20 protein-coding genes are annotated in these 21,137 nt (G+C 47.2%); 18 read left to right on the top strand and 2 right to left on the bottom strand.

The annotated features are described in order from the left end of the window. Positions 1-108 precede the first annotated feature (108 nt). Positions 109-1,335 (bottom strand): FAD-dependent monooxygenase, encoded by a 1,227-nt coding sequence (locus SO_RS05465; RefSeq protein WP_172966548.1) that lies wholly within the window; start codon positions 1,333-1,335, stop codon positions 109-111. Between the two features lie 339 nt (positions 1,336-1,674). Between SO_RS05465 and SO_RS05460 the strand changes: the two genes are divergently transcribed. From SO_RS05460 to SO_RS05430, 7 genes are all read left to right on the top strand, one after another. Then, positions 1,675-1,995, top strand: a complete 321-nt coding sequence (locus SO_RS05460; RefSeq protein ID WP_011071413.1) for a hypothetical protein — start codon at positions 1,675-1,677, stop codon at positions 1,993-1,995. Positions 1,996-2,134: 139 nt separating this feature from the next. Further along, positions 2,135-3,559 carry a tRNA (N6-isopentenyl adenosine(37)-C2)-methylthiotransferase MiaB gene (gene miaB / locus SO_RS05455; RefSeq protein ID WP_011071412.1) on the top strand — a complete coding sequence of 475 codons (1,425 nt, stop codon included), beginning with the start codon at positions 2,135-2,137 and terminating at the stop codon, positions 3,557-3,559. Between the two features lie 245 nt (positions 3,560-3,804). Then, positions 3,805-4,893, top strand: coding sequence for a PhoH family protein (locus SO_RS05450; protein ID WP_011071411.1), 1,089 nt, complete (start codon positions 3,805-3,807; stop codon positions 4,891-4,893). Further along, positions 4,883-5,344, top strand: coding sequence for an rRNA maturation RNase YbeY (gene ybeY, locus SO_RS05445; protein WP_011071410.1), 462 nt, complete (start codon positions 4,883-4,885; stop codon positions 5,342-5,344). The genes SO_RS05450 and ybeY overlap by 11 nt, the downstream gene beginning before the upstream one ends. Before the next feature lie 39 nt (positions 5,345-5,383). Then, positions 5,384-6,259 (top strand): CNNM family magnesium/cobalt transport protein CorC, encoded by an 876-nt coding sequence (corC, locus tag SO_RS05440; protein ID WP_011071409.1) that lies wholly within the window; start codon positions 5,384-5,386, stop codon positions 6,257-6,259. Positions 6,260-6,301: 42 nt separating this feature from the next. Beyond that, complete coding sequence (lnt, locus tag SO_RS05435; RefSeq protein ID WP_011071408.1) at positions 6,302-7,858, top strand: apolipoprotein N-acyltransferase; 1,557 nt, start codon at positions 6,302-6,304, stop codon at positions 7,856-7,858. Positions 7,859-7,869: 11 nt separating this feature from the next. Further along, positions 7,870-8,361 carry a type II secretion system protein gene (locus SO_RS05430; protein ID WP_011071407.1) on the top strand — a complete coding sequence of 164 codons (492 nt, stop codon included), beginning with the start codon at positions 7,870-7,872 and terminating at the stop codon, positions 8,359-8,361. A 57-nt stretch (positions 8,362-8,418) separates the two neighbouring features. Here the strand turns inward: SO_RS05430 and SO_RS05425 are convergent, their stop codons facing one another. Next, positions 8,419-8,919, bottom strand: coding sequence for a zinc ribbon-containing protein (locus SO_RS05425; protein ID WP_011071406.1), 501 nt, complete (start codon positions 8,917-8,919; stop codon positions 8,419-8,421). A 121-nt stretch (positions 8,920-9,040) separates the two neighbouring features. Between SO_RS05425 and leuS the strand changes: the two genes are divergently transcribed. From leuS to SO_RS05370, 11 genes are all read left to right on the top strand, one after another. Then, complete coding sequence (gene leuS / locus SO_RS05420) at positions 9,041-11,620, top strand: leucine--tRNA ligase (protein ID WP_011071405.1); 2,580 nt, start codon at positions 9,041-9,043, stop codon at positions 11,618-11,620. Positions 11,621-11,679: 59 nt separating this feature from the next. After that, positions 11,680-12,174 carry an LPS-assembly lipoprotein LptE gene (locus tag SO_RS05415; protein WP_011071404.1) on the top strand — a complete coding sequence of 165 codons (495 nt, stop codon included), beginning with the start codon at positions 11,680-11,682 and terminating at the stop codon, positions 12,172-12,174. 52 nt (positions 12,175-12,226) lie between these two features. Next, positions 12,227-13,258: a DNA polymerase III subunit delta gene (holA, locus tag SO_RS05410; RefSeq protein ID WP_011071403.1), complete on the top strand. Its 1,032-nt coding sequence runs from the start codon at positions 12,227-12,229 to the stop codon at positions 13,256-13,258. A 12-nt stretch (positions 13,259-13,270) separates the two neighbouring features. After that, positions 13,271-13,909: a nicotinate-nucleotide adenylyltransferase gene (nadD, locus tag SO_RS05405; RefSeq protein ID WP_011071402.1), complete on the top strand. Its 639-nt coding sequence runs from the start codon at positions 13,271-13,273 to the stop codon at positions 13,907-13,909. Between the two features lie 107 nt (positions 13,910-14,016). Then, on the top strand, positions 14,017-14,346 hold the full coding sequence (gene rsfS, locus SO_RS05400; protein WP_011071401.1) for a ribosome silencing factor: 330 nt from the start codon (positions 14,017-14,019) through the stop codon (positions 14,344-14,346). Further along, positions 14,346-14,816, top strand: coding sequence for a 23S rRNA (pseudouridine(1915)-N(3))-methyltransferase RlmH (rlmH, locus tag SO_RS05395; RefSeq protein WP_011071400.1), 471 nt, complete (start codon positions 14,346-14,348; stop codon positions 14,814-14,816). The genes rsfS and rlmH overlap by 1 nt, the downstream gene beginning before the upstream one ends. A 63-nt stretch (positions 14,817-14,879) precedes the next feature. Further along, the gene (gene mrdA, locus SO_RS05390; RefSeq protein WP_011071399.1) at positions 14,880-16,736 is read left to right on the top strand and encodes a penicillin-binding protein 2; all 1,857 of its coding nucleotides are present in this window, start codon (positions 14,880-14,882) and stop codon (positions 16,734-16,736) included. Continuing rightward, positions 16,733-17,836 (top strand): rod shape-determining protein RodA, encoded by a 1,104-nt coding sequence (rodA, locus tag SO_RS05385; RefSeq protein ID WP_011071398.1) that lies wholly within the window; start codon positions 16,733-16,735, stop codon positions 17,834-17,836. The genes mrdA and rodA overlap by 4 nt, the downstream gene beginning before the upstream one ends. Before the next feature lie 16 nt (positions 17,837-17,852). Next, complete coding sequence (gene mltB, locus SO_RS05380; RefSeq protein WP_011071397.1) at positions 17,853-18,917, top strand: lytic murein transglycosylase B; 1,065 nt, start codon at positions 17,853-17,855, stop codon at positions 18,915-18,917. Next, positions 18,901-19,752, top strand: coding sequence for a septal ring lytic transglycosylase RlpA family protein (locus tag SO_RS05375; protein WP_011071396.1), 852 nt, complete (start codon positions 18,901-18,903; stop codon positions 19,750-19,752). The genes mltB and SO_RS05375 overlap by 17 nt, the downstream gene beginning before the upstream one ends. 141 nt (positions 19,753-19,893) lie before the next feature. Further along, positions 19,894-21,069 (top strand): serine hydrolase, encoded by a 1,176-nt coding sequence (locus tag SO_RS05370; protein ID WP_011071395.1) that lies wholly within the window; start codon positions 19,894-19,896, stop codon positions 21,067-21,069. The last annotated feature ends 68 nt before the right edge of the window (positions 21,070-21,137 follow it).

Genomic DNA, 21,137 nt, shown 5'->3' with positions numbered 1-21,137 from the left:
GACCATTTTGAGTTAACTATGCCGATTATACTCGTTAAAAACGCGGCATTTTAGCACTCAATGCGTAAGTCAACAAATGCCGAGTGAGCAAGTGCTCACCACGAGGGGCTAATTGAGCCCCATCGCATACTTAAGTACAGTTTGTTTGAGGGGAGAATTGATATTTGCGAGCTTTAATGCGCCGTTACGCAGCAATTTTAGCGGTAAGATATCGTTACTAAAGCCTGCGTAAAACACATCCATGGTGGTCATCATCAGCTGATTATCAAGGTAACGTTTTGCCTGATATTTCCCTAATACCTCGGTTGACCACCAAGGTTTATCCTCCGTTAATGCCGCCTTGATGACCGAAAGCAAGGCTTCAACATCTTTAAATCCAAGGTTAACCCCTTGGCCCGCAAGCGGATTAATAGTGTGCGCCGCATCCCCTAAAATCACCACATTTGGCTTAACATAAACCTGAGCATGCCGGCGGGTGAGCGCAAAACTGCCCTTGGCTTCAACTATAAAGTCACTATCTAACCGAGCAGGAAAATGCTGGCGAATTTGCTCGGCCAACTGCTTATTGTTCAGTTGCATTAACTGTTTGATGCGATTGGCATCATCATACCAAACTAACGAGGCATGATTGCCGGGTAACGGTAATAAGGAACGTGGGCCGCTAGGGGTAAATTGCTGCCAAGTCACATCTTGTTGACCTTGGGTGGTTTGGATATTAATCAGCATGGCCGATTGAGCATAGTCCCAACCCGAAATCCCAATGCCCGCCCATTGGCGCACATGTGAGTTCGCGCCATCGGCACCGACCAAAAGCTTTGCTTCAAGGAGGCAACCAGATTGTAAGTGCACGCTTACCGTATCAACCCCGCGAGCAAAGTGGGCAACGCGCTCAGGGCAAAAGAGCCGAATATTTTCCCATTGTTGCATTTGCTCCCAAAGGGCGAGCTGCACTAAACGGTTTTCAACGATATGGCCTAAATGGCTAGCACCGATTTGGGAGCTGTGGAATTGAGTAATGCAACCATCAAGCTCCCAAGTCTCTAAACCCAGATAAGGCACATTACGCATCTTAAGGAGGCTGTCTAACGCGCCTAACTGCTCAAGTAAATGCTCAGAGGCAACGCTTATCGCCGACACACGTACATCTAATGCCTGCTCGGGGGAATAAGCCTCGGGCGCAAAGGACTCAATCACAGCAATGTGAAGTCCTTGTTGTGCAAGACCAATCGCCGTTGCCGCGCCCACCATACCGCCGCCGACTAAAATCACATCAAAGGATTGAGTCTCTGATGTTATCGATGCGGATTGCTGCGTTTGGCTCATTGTTCGGCTCATCTTAGTTATCACTCTTTTTTGTTCTTTCGACGTTGTCTGAGGCACTTTACTCTTACCTAAAGCTCAAGCTTAAAGCGCATCACACCATCGCCGGATTGTAGCAAAAGCGTGTCAATTTCAGTTCAAAGGTGAGCAAATGTTGCTAGATGTCCATTTGCTCACACTTACTTACAAAGACACACTTTCCCTTTAGGCAATCCCACTACACTCAAGATAACACCGCACGAATTTGAGGCTGTCTGCGGTATCAAAAGCCCATTTGCTTCTCACTTAGCCAGCCCTCGCTGTACGTATGAGTGACCAGTGAATCCATCTTGAAATAGAGATAGTGAGGATGTCATGAAAACACTTATCCAATTACATATCGCCACTAGCCTACTGATTTGCAGTGTTATGCCAGTAAATGCCGCGCCAACGATGGAAACCATTACCGTCAGTTACCGCGATCCGCTCGATTATGCCTTATATCTCCACACCACGGAAATGTTGAGCGAATTTCGACTCCAAATCCGTGAAGACATTAGCATTCAAGCCCGTAATAGCTTGTTGGAAATGGCAAATGCCGCCCAATTTAACCGAGAGTTGCTCACGCAAAACCCAGCAATAGCGATAAACCTAGCTTCTTTGTGGGTATCACAATCTGATGGGATTAGCGAGTAAAAATGTGGACAAAGCTGGTCAGCAGCCATAACTGCGGGTAAAATGTCGCGCTATTTTGACTGGGCAGTCAGTTTGTCTTTTAACAGGGCAACGGCAGCTTGGGACTCTTTTTACAGGGCGGCTTAGGGCAACACAACTGATGAGCAAAAAACTCCATATTAAAACTTGGGGCTGTCAAATGAATGAGTACGACTCATCCAAGATGGCGGATCTGTTAGGCGAATACCAAGGTTACACCTTAACTGAAGAAGCAGAAGAAGCAGACATTTTGCTGCTAAACACTTGTTCTATCCGTGAAAAGGCACAGGAAAAAGTGTTCCATCAGTTAGGCCGCTGGAAGACACTCAAAGATAAAAATCCCGACCTGATTATTGGTGTGGGTGGTTGTGTTGCATCCCAAGAAGGCAAAGCGATTAAAGACCGAGCTCAATGTGTCGACATCATTTTTGGCCCACAGACACTTCACCGCCTGCCGGAGATGATCGAACAAGTGCGTCGTGGCGAAAAAGCCGTGATCGACGTGAGTTTCCCTGAGATCGAAAAATTTGACCGTCTTCCCGAACCGCGCGCCGAAGGCCCAACGGCGTTTGTGTCAATCATGGAAGGTTGTAGCAAATACTGTTCGTTCTGCGTAGTGCCTTACACCCGTGGCGAAGAAGTCAGCCGTCCATCGGATGACATCATCCTCGAAATTGCCCAACTGGCAGAACAAGGTGTGCGCGAAGTTAACCTGCTCGGTCAAAACGTTAATGCTTACCGTGGTGCAACCCACGATGGCGGTATCTGTACCTTCGCCGAGCTATTACGCTATGTTGCCGCTATTGATGGCATTGATCGCATTCGCTTCACCACCAGTCATCCAATTGAATTTACACAGGATATCATCGACGTTTACGAAGATACTCCTGAATTAGTGAGTTTCTTGCACTTACCTGTGCAGTCAGGTTCTGACCGAATTCTCACGGCGATGAAACGCGGCCATATGGCGATTGAATACAAATCTATCATCCGCCGTCTGCGTAAAGCTCGTCCAGATATCCAAATCAGCTCTGACTTTATCATTGGCTTCCCTGGTGAAACCCAAGAAGACTTCGCTGATACCATGAAGCTGATTGAAGATGTAGCATTCGACCACAGTTTCAGCTTCATCTATAGCGCACGCCCAGGCACACCTGCGGCAGACTTACCTGACGACGTTGATATGGAAGAGAAAAAACAACGTCTGGCGATTCTGCAAGACCGCATCACTCAGCAAGCCATGCGTTACAGCCGCCATATGATGGGCACAGTGCAACGCATTTTGGTTGAAGGCCCGTCGGTAAAAAACCCGATGGAACTGCGTGGTCGCACCGAAAACAACCGTGTGGTGAACTTTGAAGGCTTACCAAAGCACATTGGAACCTTTGTGGATGTTGAAATTGTCGACGTTTACACTAACTCACTACGCGGTAAATTTATCCGCGGTGAAGATGAAATGGATCTGCGCCGTAACCTGCGCCCATCGGATATTCTGGCGAAGCATAAGCAAGATGATGATCTTGGTGTAACTCAATTTAAACCTTAGGGGTTTAAATCTTGGGTGAATGTACCTATATAAAGAGGGCGACAGTGTCGCCCTCTTATTTTATGGCCATAACAACTGCCTGCAATTGGTGATTTTCCGTTAGCAATTATGATGGATGGCTCGTACACTGAGATTAACTTCTGATAAGAGGCTGCGATAGCAAACTGACATCGCACTTGGCTTTTCACTCAGCACTTTGCTTGGTATTTGACAATTTGCTTGTTATTTGACAATAGGAGTACTGTTTGTCCAGTAAATTAACCACTATGAATCTGTATCTCGAACCCGCAGAAACCCGCCGTTTGGCTTCACTGTGCGGTCCCTTCGATGACAATATCAAACAGATTGAGCGTCGCGTTGGCGTCGAGATTGTCCGTAAGAACAACCATTTTCAAATTACCGGACTACCACGTCACTGTTTAAGTGCTAATAACTTACTTAAGCAGCTGTATATTGAAACCCAAACGGTTAAAGGCAGTACGCCCGATCTTGACCCTGAACAAGTGCATTTGGCTATTCAAGAAGCCATCGCCCTAGAGCAAGACGACAGCGGTGATGATAAAGCCTTATTTATCAAAACCCGCCGTGGCGTCATTAAACCGCGTAACCCCAACCAAAGTACCTATGTGGCCAATATCACACGCCACGATATCACCTTTGGTATTGGTCCTGCGGGCACGGGTAAAACCTATTTGGCCGTTGCCGCAGCGGTCGATGCATTAGAGCGTCAAGAAGTGCGCCGTATTCTGCTCACCCGCCCCGCAGTTGAGGCCGGGGAAAAACTCGGCTTTTTACCGGGCGATTTAAGCCAGAAAGTCGATCCCTATCTGCGCCCGCTCTATGATGCGCTGTTTGAAATGCTCGGCTTTGAAAAGGTCGAACGCTTAATCGAGAAAAACGTTATCGAAGTAGCGCCCCTAGCTTACATGCGTGGTCGCACCTTAAACGATGCCTTTATTATTCTCGACGAGAGCCAAAACACCACGGTTGAACAGATGAAGATGTTCTTAACCCGTATTGGCTTTAACTCGCGCGCGGTCATCACTGGTGACATCACCCAGACCGACTTACCAAAGCATATAAAATCCGGTCTGCGCCACGCCATTGAAGTATTAAGCCAAGTAGAAGAAATCAGCTTTAACTTTTTTGTCTCGCAGGATGTGGTACGCCATCCCGTGGTCGCTCGCATCGTTGAAGCCTATGAAGCTTTTGATCGTAAAGAGCAAGCATTAAAGGCCGAAAAAGAGCGCCGCGACTATCAGCACAACGCGTCGCAACCATCATCACAGCTACAGCCCCAAATCCAGCAGGAAGTCTTAAAGCATGAGTCTTGATTTAGCCTTAGATGTGCAATACGCCACGACGAGTGACTATCTGCCCAGCGAAGAGCAGTTAGCTCTCTGGGTAAAAACCGCCATTGGCAACAGTATGAAGCAAGCGGAACTAACGATTCGTATCGTCGATGCGCGTGAAAGCCAAATGCTTAATGGCACCTACAGGGGCAAAGATAAACCCACCAATGTGTTGTCGTTTCCCTTTGAAGCGCCGCCAGAAATTGAACTTCCACTGCTCGGAGATCTTGTCATTTGTGCCTCAGTCGTTGAAAATGAAGCGCGTGAACAAGATAAAACCCTAGAAGCCCATTGGGCACACATGGTTGTACATGGTTGCTTGCATCTGCTAGGTTATGATCACATTGAAGACGAAGAAGCCGAAGAGATGGAGTCATTAGAGACTCAACTCATTGAAAGCTTAGGTTTTACTGACCCATATAAGGAACAATAATTAACTAAGATGCCATTCATCAAAGTTAATGAGAAAACTATGAGTGACGATATCCCCCCGAGTACGAACGCCCAAAAGAAAAGCTGGTTTGACAGAGTAAGTCAGTTGTTTCAGGGCGAACCTCAAAATCGCGAAGACCTAGTCGATGTGATTGATGGCGCAGAACAGCGCGAACTGATCTCAGAAGACACCCGCGAAATGATTAAAGGTGTATTGGAAGTTTCTGATATGCGTGTTCGGGACATTATGATCCCACGAGCCCAGATTGTCGCGATTCAAATCGACAATACTGTTGAAGAACTGCTGAGAACCGTTATCGGTTCAGGTCATTCTCGCTTCCCTGTTGTTAACGAAGACAAAGACCATATCGAAGGCATTTTACTGGCTAAAGATTTGATCCCTTATGGTTTCTCAAACAGTGAAGAACCTTTCTCCCTTGATCGCGTGATCCGCCCCGCCGTCGTTGTGCCAGAGAGCAAACGCGTCGATGTGTTACTCAAAGAATTCCGCTCCCAGCGTTACCACATGGCGATTGTCGTCGATGAATACGGTGGCGTATCCGGTCTGGTGACCATTGAAGATATTCTCGAAGAAATCGTCGGTGAAATTGAAGACGAATTCGATCACGATAGCCCTGAAGACACCGAAATCCGTAAAGTCGGTAATACCGTCTATATGGTGAAGGCGCTTACGCCTATTGAAGATTTTAACGAAGAATTCAATACCCACTTCAGCGATGAAGAGTTTGATACCGTTGGCGGCTTGGTGTCACATGCCTTTGGCCATTTGCCGGAGCGTAATGAGAGCATCATGATCGAAGGTATTGAATTTAAAGTTATCAACGCCGATACCAGACGCTTAATCCAACTTAGAGTTAAACTCCCCGATCACAATATCGGTGAAGACGTAGAATAACTTTCTGCGTAAGAATAACTCTCCGTGTAAGAAGAATTATCCGTGCTAACTAACATTCGGGCTTTTGCCCAACAAAAGTCCCGACTGAGTGCGTTACGCCTCGTACTGGCATTTATTTTAGGCGCCAGTACGGCGCTTTCCTTTGCGCCATATTCACTGTGGATTATCTATCCTATCGCCATGTCGTTAGCCCTTTGGCAGAGTGAATCCTTGAATCCTAAAGCCAGCTTCTTCCATTGGTTAAGCTTTGGTTTCGGCTGTTTTGCCGTTGGTATCAGTTGGGTGCATGTCAGTATGGATACCTTTGGCGGGCTACCACTACCCGCCTCTGTCGCGTTAATGGCGCTGCTGGCACTCTATTTAGCGCTTTATCCTGCGTTAACGGGTTTAGGCTTAGCATGGTTTACCCGCACGAATAGCCACTCGTTATGGCGTAATCTATTACTCTTCCCCGCACTTTGGACCTTAACCGAATGGGCCAGAGGCTGGGTGCTGACAGGTTTCCCTTGGATTTGGGCCGGCTATTCCCAAACCGAAGGCCCACTAAAAGCCCTCGCAAGCATCATTGGCGCGTTAGGATTAAGTTTCATCATCGCAATGATCGCTGGCGCATTAGCCTTGTGTTTTAGCAAACGCTACAAAAGTCTGTTGATTTTACTGCCTATTACCGCAGTTGCTGCTTGGGTTGCCCCAAAGTTGTCACAAATCCAGCCTACAGGTGAGTCGGTAAAAGTCGCGCTTGTGCAAGGCAATATTCCGCAAAGTATGAAATGGGAACCCGAGGCTCTCTGGCCAACCCTATTGAAATACATGGATTTATCCCGTGAACACTTTGATGCTGACATAATTGTCTGGCCGGAAGCGGCGATTCCTGCACCAGAATCCATGGTGCAAGACTTTTTGGATAATGCCAATAAAGTGGCCAACCTTAATCACACCTCCATCATTACCGGGATTATTAGCCGTCAGCAGGAGGACTTTTATAATTCACTGATTGTTCTAGGTAACCATAATCAGAAACAACAAGATAACCCAGATTATGAAAGCGATGGCAGCAACCAGTTTAAGAAACACCATCTGTTGCCGATTGGCGAATTTGTGCCCTTCCAAGCACTGCTGCGGCCGATTGCACCTTTCTTTAATCTGCCCATGTCCTCCTTTGCTAGAGGCGATTACCTGCAGCCCAACCTAAGTGCCCTTGGGCATAAAGTTGCACCTGCTATTTGCTATGAAATCGCCTTCCCTGAGCAGCTACGAGACAGCGTCAATCTCGGTACAGATTTACTGTTAACTGTCTCTAATGATGCTTGGTTTGGTACCTCAAATGGTCCCTTGCAACATATGGAAATCGCCCAAATGCGCGCCATTGAGTTAGGTCGCCCTCTGGTGCGCGCCACCAATAATGGCGTCACCGCCGTCGTCGATGAGAATGGCAATATCACAGCTGCACTGCCTCAATTTGAAACGGGCGTGCTGAGTGCCACTATTCCGTTGGTCACTGGCCAAACATGGTTTGCTAAAATAGGCCAAACTCCGCTGTTAATTCTATGCGGTGCTTTGCTGCTCGTCGGTTTTATCCGCCGCCAAAAACAGCAATAGAGTTTAAGTAAATGAATAACAAACAGACTCAAGGTTTTACCTTAATCGAACTCGTGGTAGTTATCATCGTGCTGGGAATTTTAGCCGTTATCGCGGCACCTAAATTTATCGGTATGAGTAAAGAGGCTCGGGAAAAAAGTCTGCAGCAACTCCAAGCCAGTGTAAAAACAGCCAATACCTTAGCCTATTCCAAAACCCAAATGCCCAGCTTACAGAGCCAAGCTGTCGCTGGGCGAGATGATATTATTGACGTCGACCTCGATGGTGATAATGTGGCCGAAACCCGCCTCAAATGGGGTTATTTAGATAATACCGATATCGAAAAATGGATCGCCAAAGACGATAAACTTAAGATCCAGTATCAAGGGATTGATATTACGTATATTGGCTACGATTTGAATGGCAATACCCTAGTCAACGATGACCAATGTTATTTTCGCTATACCCAAGCATCGGACGCGAATACACCACCACGTTACGATATCAATGCTCAAGGTTGTTGATATGCCGATAAAAAACGACGCTTAGCGTCGTTTTTTATCTCTGGCGCAAACCCAAAGTTAAGGCGTCAATGCCTCACGGGTAAATTCTTCATGGTCACATTCGGGGCAATCAGGGATGACACCGGGAAACTCAATGCTCATTTCATGGCCGCAGTTGGTGCACACCATAATCCCTTGGCTGACGATATCACCGCTCTGATAATAGCCATGGTGTTTAAAATCTTGCGTCAACTCGTGCCACTCCACTTGGCTACGGTCAGTGATTTCACTGAGCCAATGCCAGAGCGTATTCTCCAAGGTAATCAAGGTGGGGCTGTGGCTTAAGCTATCGGCATTTTGCTCTCGTAGAAAACTGACAATATCTCGCTTTAAAAATTGTTCCACTAACGCAAGCTCATCTTCTCCCGCTTGTTCTTTAAGGCGTAAAAACTCCTTACCTTGAGTGACAGACTTAAATAAATTCTTTGCAGTCAGCGAGTTATCTTCCGCAAATTGCGCTTTCACTTCGTTAATTAAGGCTTGATACAGTCCTAGTAGCGCACTACTTCTATCATTCATAACCAATACTCCTTCATAGAACCTTTTTAATGCATCGCTTCTAGTTTATTCTATGCAGATCTTATTCGCGTCGATATGGCGTTAGATCAAATAAATAGGCGGCACTGCCGGAAATAGCGTGATGCAAGAGCAATATAATCCCTCAGAAATTGAAGCCTTAGTGCAAAAGCACTGGCACGACACCAAAACCTTTGAAGTCACTGAAGATCAGAACAAAGAAAAGTTTTATTGCCTTTCGATGTTCCCGTATCCTTCAGGACGACTCCACATGGGACATGTTCGCAACTATACCATAGGTGATGTAGTTGCACGCTTCCAGCGTCTTCAAGGCAAAAACGTGCTACAGCCTATCGGTTGGGACTCTTTCGGTTTGCCTGCAGAAAACGCCGCGATTAACAATAAAACCGCTCCCGCGCCATGGACTTATCAAAATATTGAGTACATGAAAAACCAGCTAAAACTGTTGGGTTTTGGCTATGACTGGAGCCGTGAAATCGCGACTTGTACCCCAGAATACTATCGCTGGGAACAATGGTTCTTCACTAAACTTTACGAAAAAGGTTTAGTTTACAAGAAGACAGCTTCTGTAAACTGGTGTCCTAACGATGAAACTGTACTGGCTAACGAGCAGGTACAAGACGGTTGCTGCTGGCGTTGTGATACCCCTGTGGAACAAAAAGAAATCCCACAGTGGTTTATTAAAATCACCGCCTACGCCGAAGAACTGTTAAACGATATCGACACCTTAGACGGCTGGCCTGAGCAAGTTAAGACTATGCAGCGCAACTGGATTGGTCGCAGCGAAGGCGTCGAAATGACCTTCGGTGTTGCAGGTAGCGATAAGTCATTCGATATTTATACCACCCGTCCTGATACGTTAATGGGCGTAACCTATGTAGCGATTGCCGCAGGTCATCCATTAGCTGAAATCGCCGCGCAAACCAATCCAGAGCTTGCCGCCTTTATCGATGAGTGCAAAAACAGCACAACATCAGAAGCCGAACTCGCGACCATGGAAAAACGTGGCGTCGCAACAGGCCTTTACGCCATTCACCCTATCACAGGTAAACAAGTGCCAATTTGGGCGGCGAATTTTGTGCTGATGAACTATGGCACTGGCGCTGTGATGTCAGTACCAGGCCACGACCAGCGCGATTATGAATTTGCGAAAAAGTACCATCTGCCAATCGAAGCGGTGATTAAACCCGCGGAAGGTGACTTGGATATCAGCGAAGCGGCATACACCGAAAAAGGCATTCTGTTTAACTCTGGCGAGTTCGACGGTTTAGACTTTGACGGCGCCTTTAATGTCATCGCCAACAAACTGGTTGCTGAAGGTAAAGGCAAACGCCAAGTGAACTACCGTCTACGCGACTGGGGTGTATCACGTCAACGTTACTGGGGCGCGCCAATTCCTATGGTGACCTTAGCCGACGGTACTGTTATTCCAACACCAGAAGATCAACTGCCAGTCATTCTGCCAGAAGATGTAGTGATGGACGGGATCCAAAGCCCAATCAAGGCCGATAAAGAATGGGCGAAAACCCAAGTTAACGGTCAAGACGCGCTGCGCGAAACCGATACCTTCGATACCTTTATGGAGTCTTCTTGGTATTATGCTCGTTATTGCAGCCCGCAAGCAGAGCAAATGCTAGACCCAACCAAGGCTAACTACTGGTTACCAGTGGATCAGTACATTGGTGGTATCGAACATGCCTGTATGCACTTGCTTTACTTCCGCTTCTTCCACAAGTTGCTACGCGATGCAGGTCTAGTCAACACCAATGAGCCAGCCAAACAACTGCTGACTCAGGGTATGGTGTTGGCCGATGCCTTCTACTACACCAACGATAAAGGTGCCCGTGTGTGGGTGTCTCCGCTTGATGTAGCGACCACCGAAAAAGACGACAAGGGCCGTATTACTAAAGCTATCGACAAAGACGGTAACGAGCTGGTTTACACCGGCATGTGCAAAATGTCTAAGTCGAAAAACAACGGTATCGACCCACAAGTGATGGTTGAGAAATACGGTGCAGACACAGTTCGTTTGTTTATGATGTTCGCCTCACCACCAGAATTAACCCTAGAATGGCAAGAGTCTGGCGTTGAAGGTGCGCACCGTTTTATCAAACGTCTGTGGAAACTGGCCAGTGAATATGTGGCTCAAGACAACAGCGAAGCGTTAGACGTTAGCAAGTTAACAAGCGAGCAAAAAGCGCTTCGCCGTGAAGTTCACAAAACCATTGCTAAAGTGACCGATGATATCGGCCGTCGTCAGATGTTCAACACTGCGGTTGCCGCGGTGATGGAACTGATGAACCACCTGCAAAAAGCCCCGCAAACCACAGGTCAAGACCGAGCCATCATCGGCGAAGCCTTATCTGCGGTAGTGCGTTTGCTGTACCCCATCATTCCACACGTGAGCTTTACTCTGTGGAATGAGCTTGGCAATACCAACAGCATCGAAGATAGCCAATGGCCAGTTGTTGATGAATCAGCCTTGGTGGAAGACAGTAAACTGATCGTGGTGCAAGTGAACGGTAAAGTGCGCGCTAAGATCACAGTCGCTGCCGATGCAGACCAAGCATCAGTTGAAGCACTGGGCATGGCGGACGAGCAAGTCATCAAGTACTTAGATGGCGTGACTGTCCGTAAAGTTATCTATGTACCCGGTAAACTGCTCAGCATCGTAGCCAACTAACATCGTTGATCTGATAAACAGATGCTGTCCATACGACAAACAGGAAATCGCGAAAACTTATGCTAATTAAACGCTTAGCTTTCGCAATCATGACGCTGGTCATTATGACCAGCGCAGGTTGCGGTTTTAAGCTTCAACGTAGCTACCAAATCCCTGAACAGCTCAATCAACTCAGTTTGAGCAGTTCGGATGAATATAGCGAACTCACCCGTTTGGTGCGTGAGCGGTTACGTTTGAACAACGTCAAGATTGTCGATGCCGCCAATGATGTGCCAGTGTTAAGGCTTATCACCGACTCCTTAGAGCGCTCTACCCTGTCGCTTTACCCTACGGGCAATGTGGCCGAGTATGAGCTTATCTATTTCGTCGAGTTTGCTGTGGCTCTGCCGGGCAAAGAGGCGCAGCCTTTCAAGATTGAGATTCGCCGCGATTACTTAGACGATCCTCGCACCGCACTGGCGAAAAGCCGTGAGATGGAACTGTTAGTCAAAGAAATGCGTATTCAAGCGGCCGATAGGATTTTGCAATCCATGGCCAGCACAGAGGTTAATTAATGCAGGGCCCAAATTAATGTGGCACTGCTATAACATGTGGAGAGTTGCTTAAATGCGTGTTTATCCAGATCAACTCTCCCGCCACCTCAATCCGCTTCACGCTTGTTATCTAATTTTTGGTGATGATCCTTGGTTGCTCGAAACCTCCAAGGATCAGATCCGCCAAGCAGCAAAACGCCAAGGCTTTGAAGAGCGCGTCCAATTAATTCAAGAAACCGGTTTTAATTGGGGCGACTTAACTCAGGAATGGCAGGCCATGAGCCTGTTTTCCAGCCGGCGCATTATTGAGCTTACCTTGCCGAGCGCCAAGCCTGGAGCCGACGGCTCTGCGGCGCTGCAATCTTTGCTGCAAACCCCCAGTCCAGATGTACTGCTGATCCTCGAAGGCCCAAAACTGGCCAGCGAGCAAACCAACAGTAAATGGTTCAAAACGCTGGACAGCTTAGGAATTTATTTACCCTGCACTACGCCAGAAGGCGACCAATTCAGACGTTGGCTCGACTCTCGTATCGCGCATTTTAAGCTTAATTTACAGCCCGATGCGCGCGCCATGTTGTACTCCCTCTACGAAGGGAATTTACTCGCCGCCGATCAAGCCATGCAGTTGCTACAACTGTTAAGTCCAAGCAAGCCTATCGGTGCTGACGAGTTAAGCCACTACTTTGAAGATCAGTCCCGCTTTACCGTGTTTCAACTCACCGATGCACTGCTGAATAATCGTCAAGACAGTGCCCAACATATGCTTGCCCAGCTTAACGGTGAAGGCACGGCCATGCCGATTTTACTTTGGGCTTTATTTAAAGAGCTGCAATTACTACTCAGCCTAAAGAGTGAACAGGCGCAAGGTTCGCCGCTCAATAGCCTTTTTGGTAAGCATCGAATTTGGGATAAGCGCAAACCGCTGTACCAAACTGCCTTGCAGCGCTTAAGCCTTGCACAAATCGAACATATGCTCGCCTTTGCGTCCAAGCTAGAATTGAACTTAAAGCAATTAGGCCATGAAGATTGGACAGGGCTCAGTCATCTGTGCTTATTATTCGATCCTAAAGCCCACAGTCATCTAGCCCATATCAACTTAGATTAAGGCAGCGTGTTAATGCGTATCGGAATTTTAGGTGGCACCTTTGATCCCATACATTACGGCCATATTCGCCCCGCGATGGAAGTCAAAGCGAGTCTCAAGCTGGATAAAATCCTGCTAATGCCCAATCATATTCCGCCGCACAAAAACACCACCCACTCGACCACTGAGCAGCGGCTTGAAATGGTGGCGCAGGTATGTACAAGTTTACCCGGCTTTGAGCTCTGTGACATCGAAGCTAAACGCGACAGCCCATCCTATACCGTCGTCACCCTTAAACAGTTAAGTCGGCTTTATCCCGATGACGAACTGTTTTTTATCATGGGCATGGATTCCTTTATTCAGCTGCAAAGCTGGCATAAATGGCAACAACTGTTTGAATTTGCCAATCTTGTGGTTTGTCAGCGTCCAGGCTGGCATTTAGCTGCAGAGAGCCGTATGCAGCATGAACTGAGTGCTCGTCACGCTTCGATTGACGCCTTAAGCATCTCAAGCCACCCTCAACATGGGCACATCTTTACCGTCGACATCAGCCCGCAGAATATTTCTTCAACCCAAATCCGCTCACAATTGGCAATGGGGGAAATTCCACGGGACACCCTCCTACCGGTCACTTTAAATTACATTCAAAAACAACGGCTTTATTTTTCTTAGGCGATTTTTTGTGCCAGTTTTGGCAATCTCGGCCACTAAGCCAATGTATTCCACCGCTTAAGACTGATATACTAGCGCGCTATTTAAAATGAATGAGGTACATCAGCGTGCAGAGCGCCGAATTAAAGCAGTTTGTGGTCGATAAAATCGACGATTTAAAAGCCCGTGACGTCGTGGTAATCGATGTCAGCAACCAATCTAACATCACCGACTATATGGTGATTTGCTCTGGTACATCTAAAACCCATGTTAAAGCTATCGCCGAAAACCTCGTGATCGAAGCGAAAGCCGCAGGCATTCCGCCAATCGGTATCGAAGGCCGCGACAGCAGCGAATGGGTATTGGTGGATATGGGCAACGTGATCCTGCATGTTATGCAAGATCAAACCCGTGATTTCTACCAGCTTGAAAAGCTCTGGTCAGAAAAGCAAGCCTAATGAAGTTGCAACTTATCGCAGTGGGGACACGGATGCCCGATTGGGTCACCCGCGGCTTTGAAGAGTACCAACGCCGCTTTCCTCGGGATATGGCGCTGGAACTTATCGAAATCCCTGCAGGCAAACGCGGAAAAAATGCTGACATAGTGCGCATCCTACAAAAGGAAGGCGAGCAAATGTTAGCGGCGATCCCTAAGGGCAATCACATTGTCACCTTAGATCTTCCCGGCAAAAACTGGACAACCCCAGAACTCGCGAGCGCCATGAATAAGTGGCAACTCGATGGCCGCGATGTGAGCTTGCTGGTTGGCGGCCCCGAAGGTTTAGCCCCCGCTTGTAAAGAAGCCGCCCATCAGAGTTGGTGCCTCTCGGCATTGACCCTGCCCCATCCGCTCGTGCGGATTGTGGTCGCCGAAAGCTTATACCGCGCGTGGAGCGTGAACACCAATCACCCTTATCACAGAGAATAGCGGGATCTTGATGTTAACGAGTGTCATCAACCACCCGGATGGGATCAGCTGGAGATAGCCTAAGTGTCGCCAAAAAAGCGGATAACCATGCACGACCACGCCGCAGAGGCGTCACTATTTAAGCGCCGTGCGCTGTTCACTTTTTTTTGTGTTGTCGCCCTTCTTAGCATGTTGGTGACCAATCTTTATCATCTTCAGGTTGAATCCTATAAAGATTACGCAACACGATCGAATGACAACCGTATTCGGGTCGTCCCCATCGCCCCTAGTCGTGGCTTGATTTATGATAGAAACGGCGTGCTGCTCGCCGAGAACCAACCCTTTTATTCCCTCGATTTGGTGCCTGAGAAAATTGCCAATATGTCTGAAACCTTGGACGAATTGGGTAAGTTAATTGAGATCAGCCCCGACGAGCGTGAAAACTTTACCGAAGCATTAAAGTTTCACCGCCGCTTTAAGCCCTTAACCCTAAAAAATCAGCTGACCGAAGAACAGGTCGCTATTTTTAGCGTGAACCAACATCGTTTTCCAGGGATCACCGTCGAAGCGGGTTTAAAACGTAACTATCCCTATGTCAGTCAGCTCACCCATGTGTTGGGTTATGTGGGCAAAATCAACACCCGAGATCGCGCCCAATTAGAGCGCAACGATCAGTGGAAAAACTATGCCGCTACTAAAGATATTGGTAAGCAAGGCATTGAAAAATTTTATGAATCACTCTTGCACGGTACGCCTGGCCACCTAGAGGAAGAAGTGAACAACCGCGGCCGAACTATCCGCACCCTTAAAATTGTGCCACCAGAGCCGGGACAAGATATTTACCTCACCCTCGATTTGCAATTGCAGCAAAAAGCCGTGGAATTACTCCAAGGGCATAAAGGTTCTATTGTTGCTATCGATCCAAGGGATGGCGGGATTTTAGCCTTAGTATCCAGCCCTAGTTACGATCCCAATCAGTTTGTTCAAGGGATTAACCGCAAAGATTACAGTGATTTACTAAACGATAAATCGCGGCCGCTGATTAACCGTGCTACCCAAGGCCAATATGCGCCCGCATCAACGGTCAAACCCATTATTGCCCTACTGGGACTGGATGAAAAAGCCGTAACTGAACACACCCGCATTTGGGACCCTGGCTTTTGGCAAATTCCCGGCGTTGAGCGTAAATACCGCGACTGGAAACGTTGGGGCCATGGCTGGGTAAACGTCTACAGTGCTATCGTAGAATCCTGCGATACCTACTTCTATGAATTGGCTTACAAAATCGGTGTCGACCCTATCGCTCGTTTTATGGAGCAATTTGGCTTTGGCCAAAATACCGGTGTCGACATTTTCGAAGAGTCGACGGGCAACATGCCTTCAAAGGAATGGAAACGCTTAAAGTACAACCAAGCTTGGTATATTGGCGACACGATTTCAGTCGGTATTGGCCAAGGTTACTGGACAGCAACACCATTGCAACTTGCCAGTGCAACAGCCATTCTCGCCAATAATGGCCGTCGTTTTCCGCCGCATTTGTTAAAGTCAATCAAAGATAATACAGCGAAAATTGATTCGCCAATTAACGAGTTACCGCCAATTGAGCTTAAAAATCCGCGTAACTGGAAAATCATCAACGAAGCCATGCGCCAAACCGCCCATAAATCCCGCTTCACCGACGCAAGCTATACGGCGGCGATGAAAACCGGTACGGCGCAGGTAATTGGTGTCGCAGAAAACACCAAATACGATGCTAACAAAATTGCCGAGCATTTCCGCGATAACGCCCTCGTTGTCGCCTATGCGCCCTTTGAAAATCCAAAAATCGTGCTGGCTGTGGTAATGGAAAACGCCGGTTGGGGTGGGGCAAACGCAGGCCCTGTGGCCCGCGCCATGCTCGATGAATATATGCTCAGAGACACTTGGAAACCAACGCCATGAGTGCCCATCAACGTCAAAATATCTGGCAACGATTACATATCGACTTGCCCTTACTACTCGGCCTCCTTGCCGTCATGGGCTTTGGCCTCTTCGTCATCTATTCCGCCAGTGGTGAAGACCTTGGCATGATGGAAAGACAACTGTTTAGGATGTTTTTATCCATATGCGTCATGTTTACGATGGCACAAATCAATCCTGAAGCACTAAAACGTTGGGCACTGCCGATTTACCTTGCAGGGGTAGTCCTTCTGCTGGCGGTACACTTTTTTGGGGAAATCAATAAAGGTGCGCAGCGCTGGTTAAACTTAGGTTTTATGGAGTTTCAGCCATCAGAGCTAATTAAACTCGCCTTCCCCATCACTATGGCTTGGTATATCAGTAAGTTCCCTTTGCCCCCTAAAAAACGTTATTTGGCGGGCGCGGGCGTTATTCTGCTGATACCCACACTGTTAATTGCTAAACAACCCGATCTCGGCACCTCAATTTTGGTTGCGGCATCGGGTATTTTCGTGCTGTTTTTATCAGGGATGAGCTGGGCGATTGTCGGCGGCTTTATTGCCGCCGTATTGGCGTTTTTGCCCATTCTCTGGTACTTCTTGATGCACGATTACCAAAGGACTCGAGTGTTAACCCTGCTCGATCCAGAGCAAGATCCCCTCGGTGCGGGTTATCATATTATCCAGTCAAAAATCGCCATCGGCTCAGGCGGTCTTTGGGGTAAAGGATGGCTCGATGGCACCCAATCCCAGTTAGAATTTATCCCCGAGCGTCATACTGACTTTATCTTTGCGGTGATCGGCGAAGAGTTTGGCCTGATTGGCAGCATTATCCTGCTCCTAATGTATCTTTACATCATTGGACGTGGCTTAGTGATTGCCTCCAACGCCCAAACGAGCTTTGCACGATTACTTGCAGGCAGTATCACATTGACTTTCTTCGTTTATGTTTTTGTGAACATTGGCATGGTTTCAGGTATTCTGCCTGTGGTAGGCGTGCCTTTGCCCCTTGTCAGCTATGGCGGCACCTCAATGCTGACATTGATGACAGGATTTGGCATTCTGATGAGCATTCATACCCATAGACGTTTTGTAGATAGATAATTTTAGGGACTTTTTAATGCCTATTCTCCGAGCTTATTTAGCTCCATTGGCAGTGCTTTGCCTCAGTTCATACCTTATTGGCTGTTCAACGGCTAACGATCCCGTTAACACTACGCAGCCAATAAGTGTCGCCGTGACAACGCCAGCACCAACGCCCGTGTTACCCGAAGCCTTAAAGGCTGAGTTTATTAAAACGCAAATGGCACAAGGCTTTACGAAGGCAGAAGTCGAAACCTTTCTTGCCAAAGCCAAATACAATCAAGCGGTAATTGATGCGATTTCTCGCCCTTGGGAAGCCAAACCTTGGCATAAGTATTACCCGATTTTCTTAACCGAAAAACGTCTCGACGCGGGGCTGGCCTTCTGGAAAAAACACGAAAAAGCAATCGCTAAAGCCGCGTCAAATTACCAAGTTGAGCCGCAAATTATTGTCGCCATTATCGGTATTGAAACTTTTTATGGGCAATACACAGGTAATTACCCAGTTATTGATGCACTCTATACCTTAGGGTTTTATTACGAGCCGAGAGCCACCTTTTTCCGCAAGGAATTTGGCGAGTTAATGAAACTGGTTAAAGAGGAACATTTAGATATCGATAGCCTCAAAGGCTCCTACGCTGGCGCAATGGGTTTCGGGCAGTTTATTCCTTCAAGCTACCGCCACTATGCCGTAGATTTTGATGGCAGCGGTAATCGTGATTTACTCAAAAGCCCTGATGATGCCATTGGCAGTGTTGCCAATTACTTCCATGAACATGGTTGGCAATTGAATGCACCGGTAGCCTTACCTTTAGTCAATCGCAGTGCCAATGCACCTAAGGCTAAAGTGTGGGCAGGTGAAAAGTTGCATTACAAGGTCTCAGATATCCTCTCACCGACTTTATCACTGACCAATGCTAGAGATGTGGATGCCTCACAAAAAGCCATGCTTATCGAACTTGAACAAGTGGGTAGCAAAGATTACTGGCTAGGGTTAAATAACTTTTATGTGATCACCCGTTACAATCGTAGTCCTTTGTATTCAATGGCTGTATATCAATTTAGCCAACAACTGAAGCAACAACATGACGCTAAAAAATAATATTTTACCGCTCTTGATGCTCAGTTGCTGTTTTGTATTGGCGGCCTGTTCGAGTTCTAATTCTGCCTCTGCATCTGCCAGTAATAAGAATAAGAACATGGAACCTAACAAGGGGCGCTATTCACTTAAAAACGATAAGATGCCCCTTAATCCACCCAATGTGGATCATGTACCGAATGCGACACCCAAATATGAACCCTATAGCCGCCGCGGTAATAAGCCCTATACGGTTTATGGTGAGTCCTATACGGTATTAAATTCAGGTGAAGGATTTTCCGAAACAGGCCGAGCCTCATGGTACGGTGAAAAATTTCACGGCTATGAGACGTCCAATGGTGAGCCCTACGATATGTACGGCATGTCTGGAGCCCATAAAACCTTACCACTACCAAGCTATGCCAGAGTCACCAACTTAGATAACAATAAGCAAGTGATTATCCGCATTAACGATCGCGGCCCCTTCCATTCGGAGCGGATATTAGACTTGTCCTATGCTGCGGCTTATAAGCTCGGTATGTTAGGCACGGGCACGGCTCGGATTAAATTGGATGTCATCTATATAGGCAGTAAAGCCGCAACCCAGTCAGCCATTGCCAGTGTTCACTCCTCAGGAAACCACTACATCCAGTTAGTGGCCTCTAAGGATAAACAACGACTCCATAAAATGGCTAAGGATCTAGAAAAGAAATATCAGGTCAAGACCCGTGTACAACCGGCAAACAATATGTTTAGACTACAGCTCGGTCCAATCGGCCAAGCAGAGCTTGCCGACAGATTACTGATTAAAGTGAAGCAAGACGGTTACCCCGCAGGTTATATCGTTTCGGAGAAGTGACCGCTCACATTATGATGTCGATTTAGCTTAAAAATACCACAGATGAAGGAACCTTCACTGAAAACCTTTGTCGAAGAGTGATATACTCGCGAAACTATTTTGCCTTTTCTTTCAATACAACCAAAAAGACGTGCTAAGTTAATGATGAATTTTGTAAAAAGTCCCATTAAGACATTGCTGCTAATTTCGAGTGTTTCTCTTCCTGTTTATGCTGCGCAGCCGATTGTTACCCCTGATGCACCAACCGTTGCCGCCAAGGCTTACGTCTTGATGGATTATTATTCAGGCCAAATCATTGCCGAAGAAAATGCCTACGAAAGCTTAAACCCTGCCAGCTTAACCAAAATGATGACCAGTTATGTCATTGGTCAGGAAATTAAAGCAGGTAACGTTTCCCCCGATGATGATGTCACCATCAGTAAAAATGCTTGGTCAAAAAACTTCTCTGACTCATCAAAAATGTTCATCGAAGTGGGTAAAACCGTAAAAGTATCCGATTTAAACCGCGGGATCATCATCCAATCAGGTAACGATGCCTGTGTGGCGATGGCGGAACATATCGCAGGCACCGAAGGCGCTTTCGTCGACATGATGAACTCATGGTCAAAACAGCTAGGAATGCGTGATAGCTATTTTGAAAACTCCCACGGACTTGATTCAGAAAACCACAAAACGACCGCCTATGATATGGCGCTTTTAGGCGCGGCACTGATCCGCGACGTACCTGAAGAATATCGCATCTACAGCGAAAAATACTATACCTTCAATGGCATCAAGCAATATAACCGCAACGGCCTGTTGTGGGATAACAGCATGAATGTGGATGGTATCAAAACCGGTCACACCTCTGGCGCGGGTTATAACTTAGTCGCGTCAGCCACAAAAGACGGTATGCGTTTAATTTCGGTTGTTATGGGTACTCAAAGTGAAGCCGCCCGTAAAGCAGAAAGTAAAAAACTGCTCACCTATGGTTTCCGCTTCTTCGAAACTGTTACTCCATACAAGGCTGGTGACAGCTTCGTTACCCAACAAATTTGGTACGGCGATAAAAGCACTGTGGATTTAGGTGTCGCGACCGATACACCAATCACCGTCAGCCGTGGCCGCGCAAAAGACTTGAAAGCAAACTTCGAGCTGACTAAGCCACTCGATGCGCCACTGAAAAAAGGCGAAACCGTGGGCCGCTTATACTTCCAGTTAGATGGTAAAGATATTGCACAATTCCCACTGGTCACCTTACAAGAAGTCAACGAAGGCAGCTGGTTCAGTAAATTAGTCGATTACTTTAAGCAACTGTTTTCTGGTTGGTTTAGCTAATCCTGCTCACAAAAACTAAGCCACCTTCGGGTGGCTTAGTTGTTTTTGGGGGAGTATCGCCCTTGAAT

This window comes from Shewanella oneidensis MR-1 (assembly GCF_000146165.2).
GTDB lineage: Bacteria > Pseudomonadota > Gammaproteobacteria > Enterobacterales > Shewanellaceae > Shewanella > Shewanella oneidensis.
This window is presented reverse-complemented; position numbering and strand designations above follow the sequence as displayed.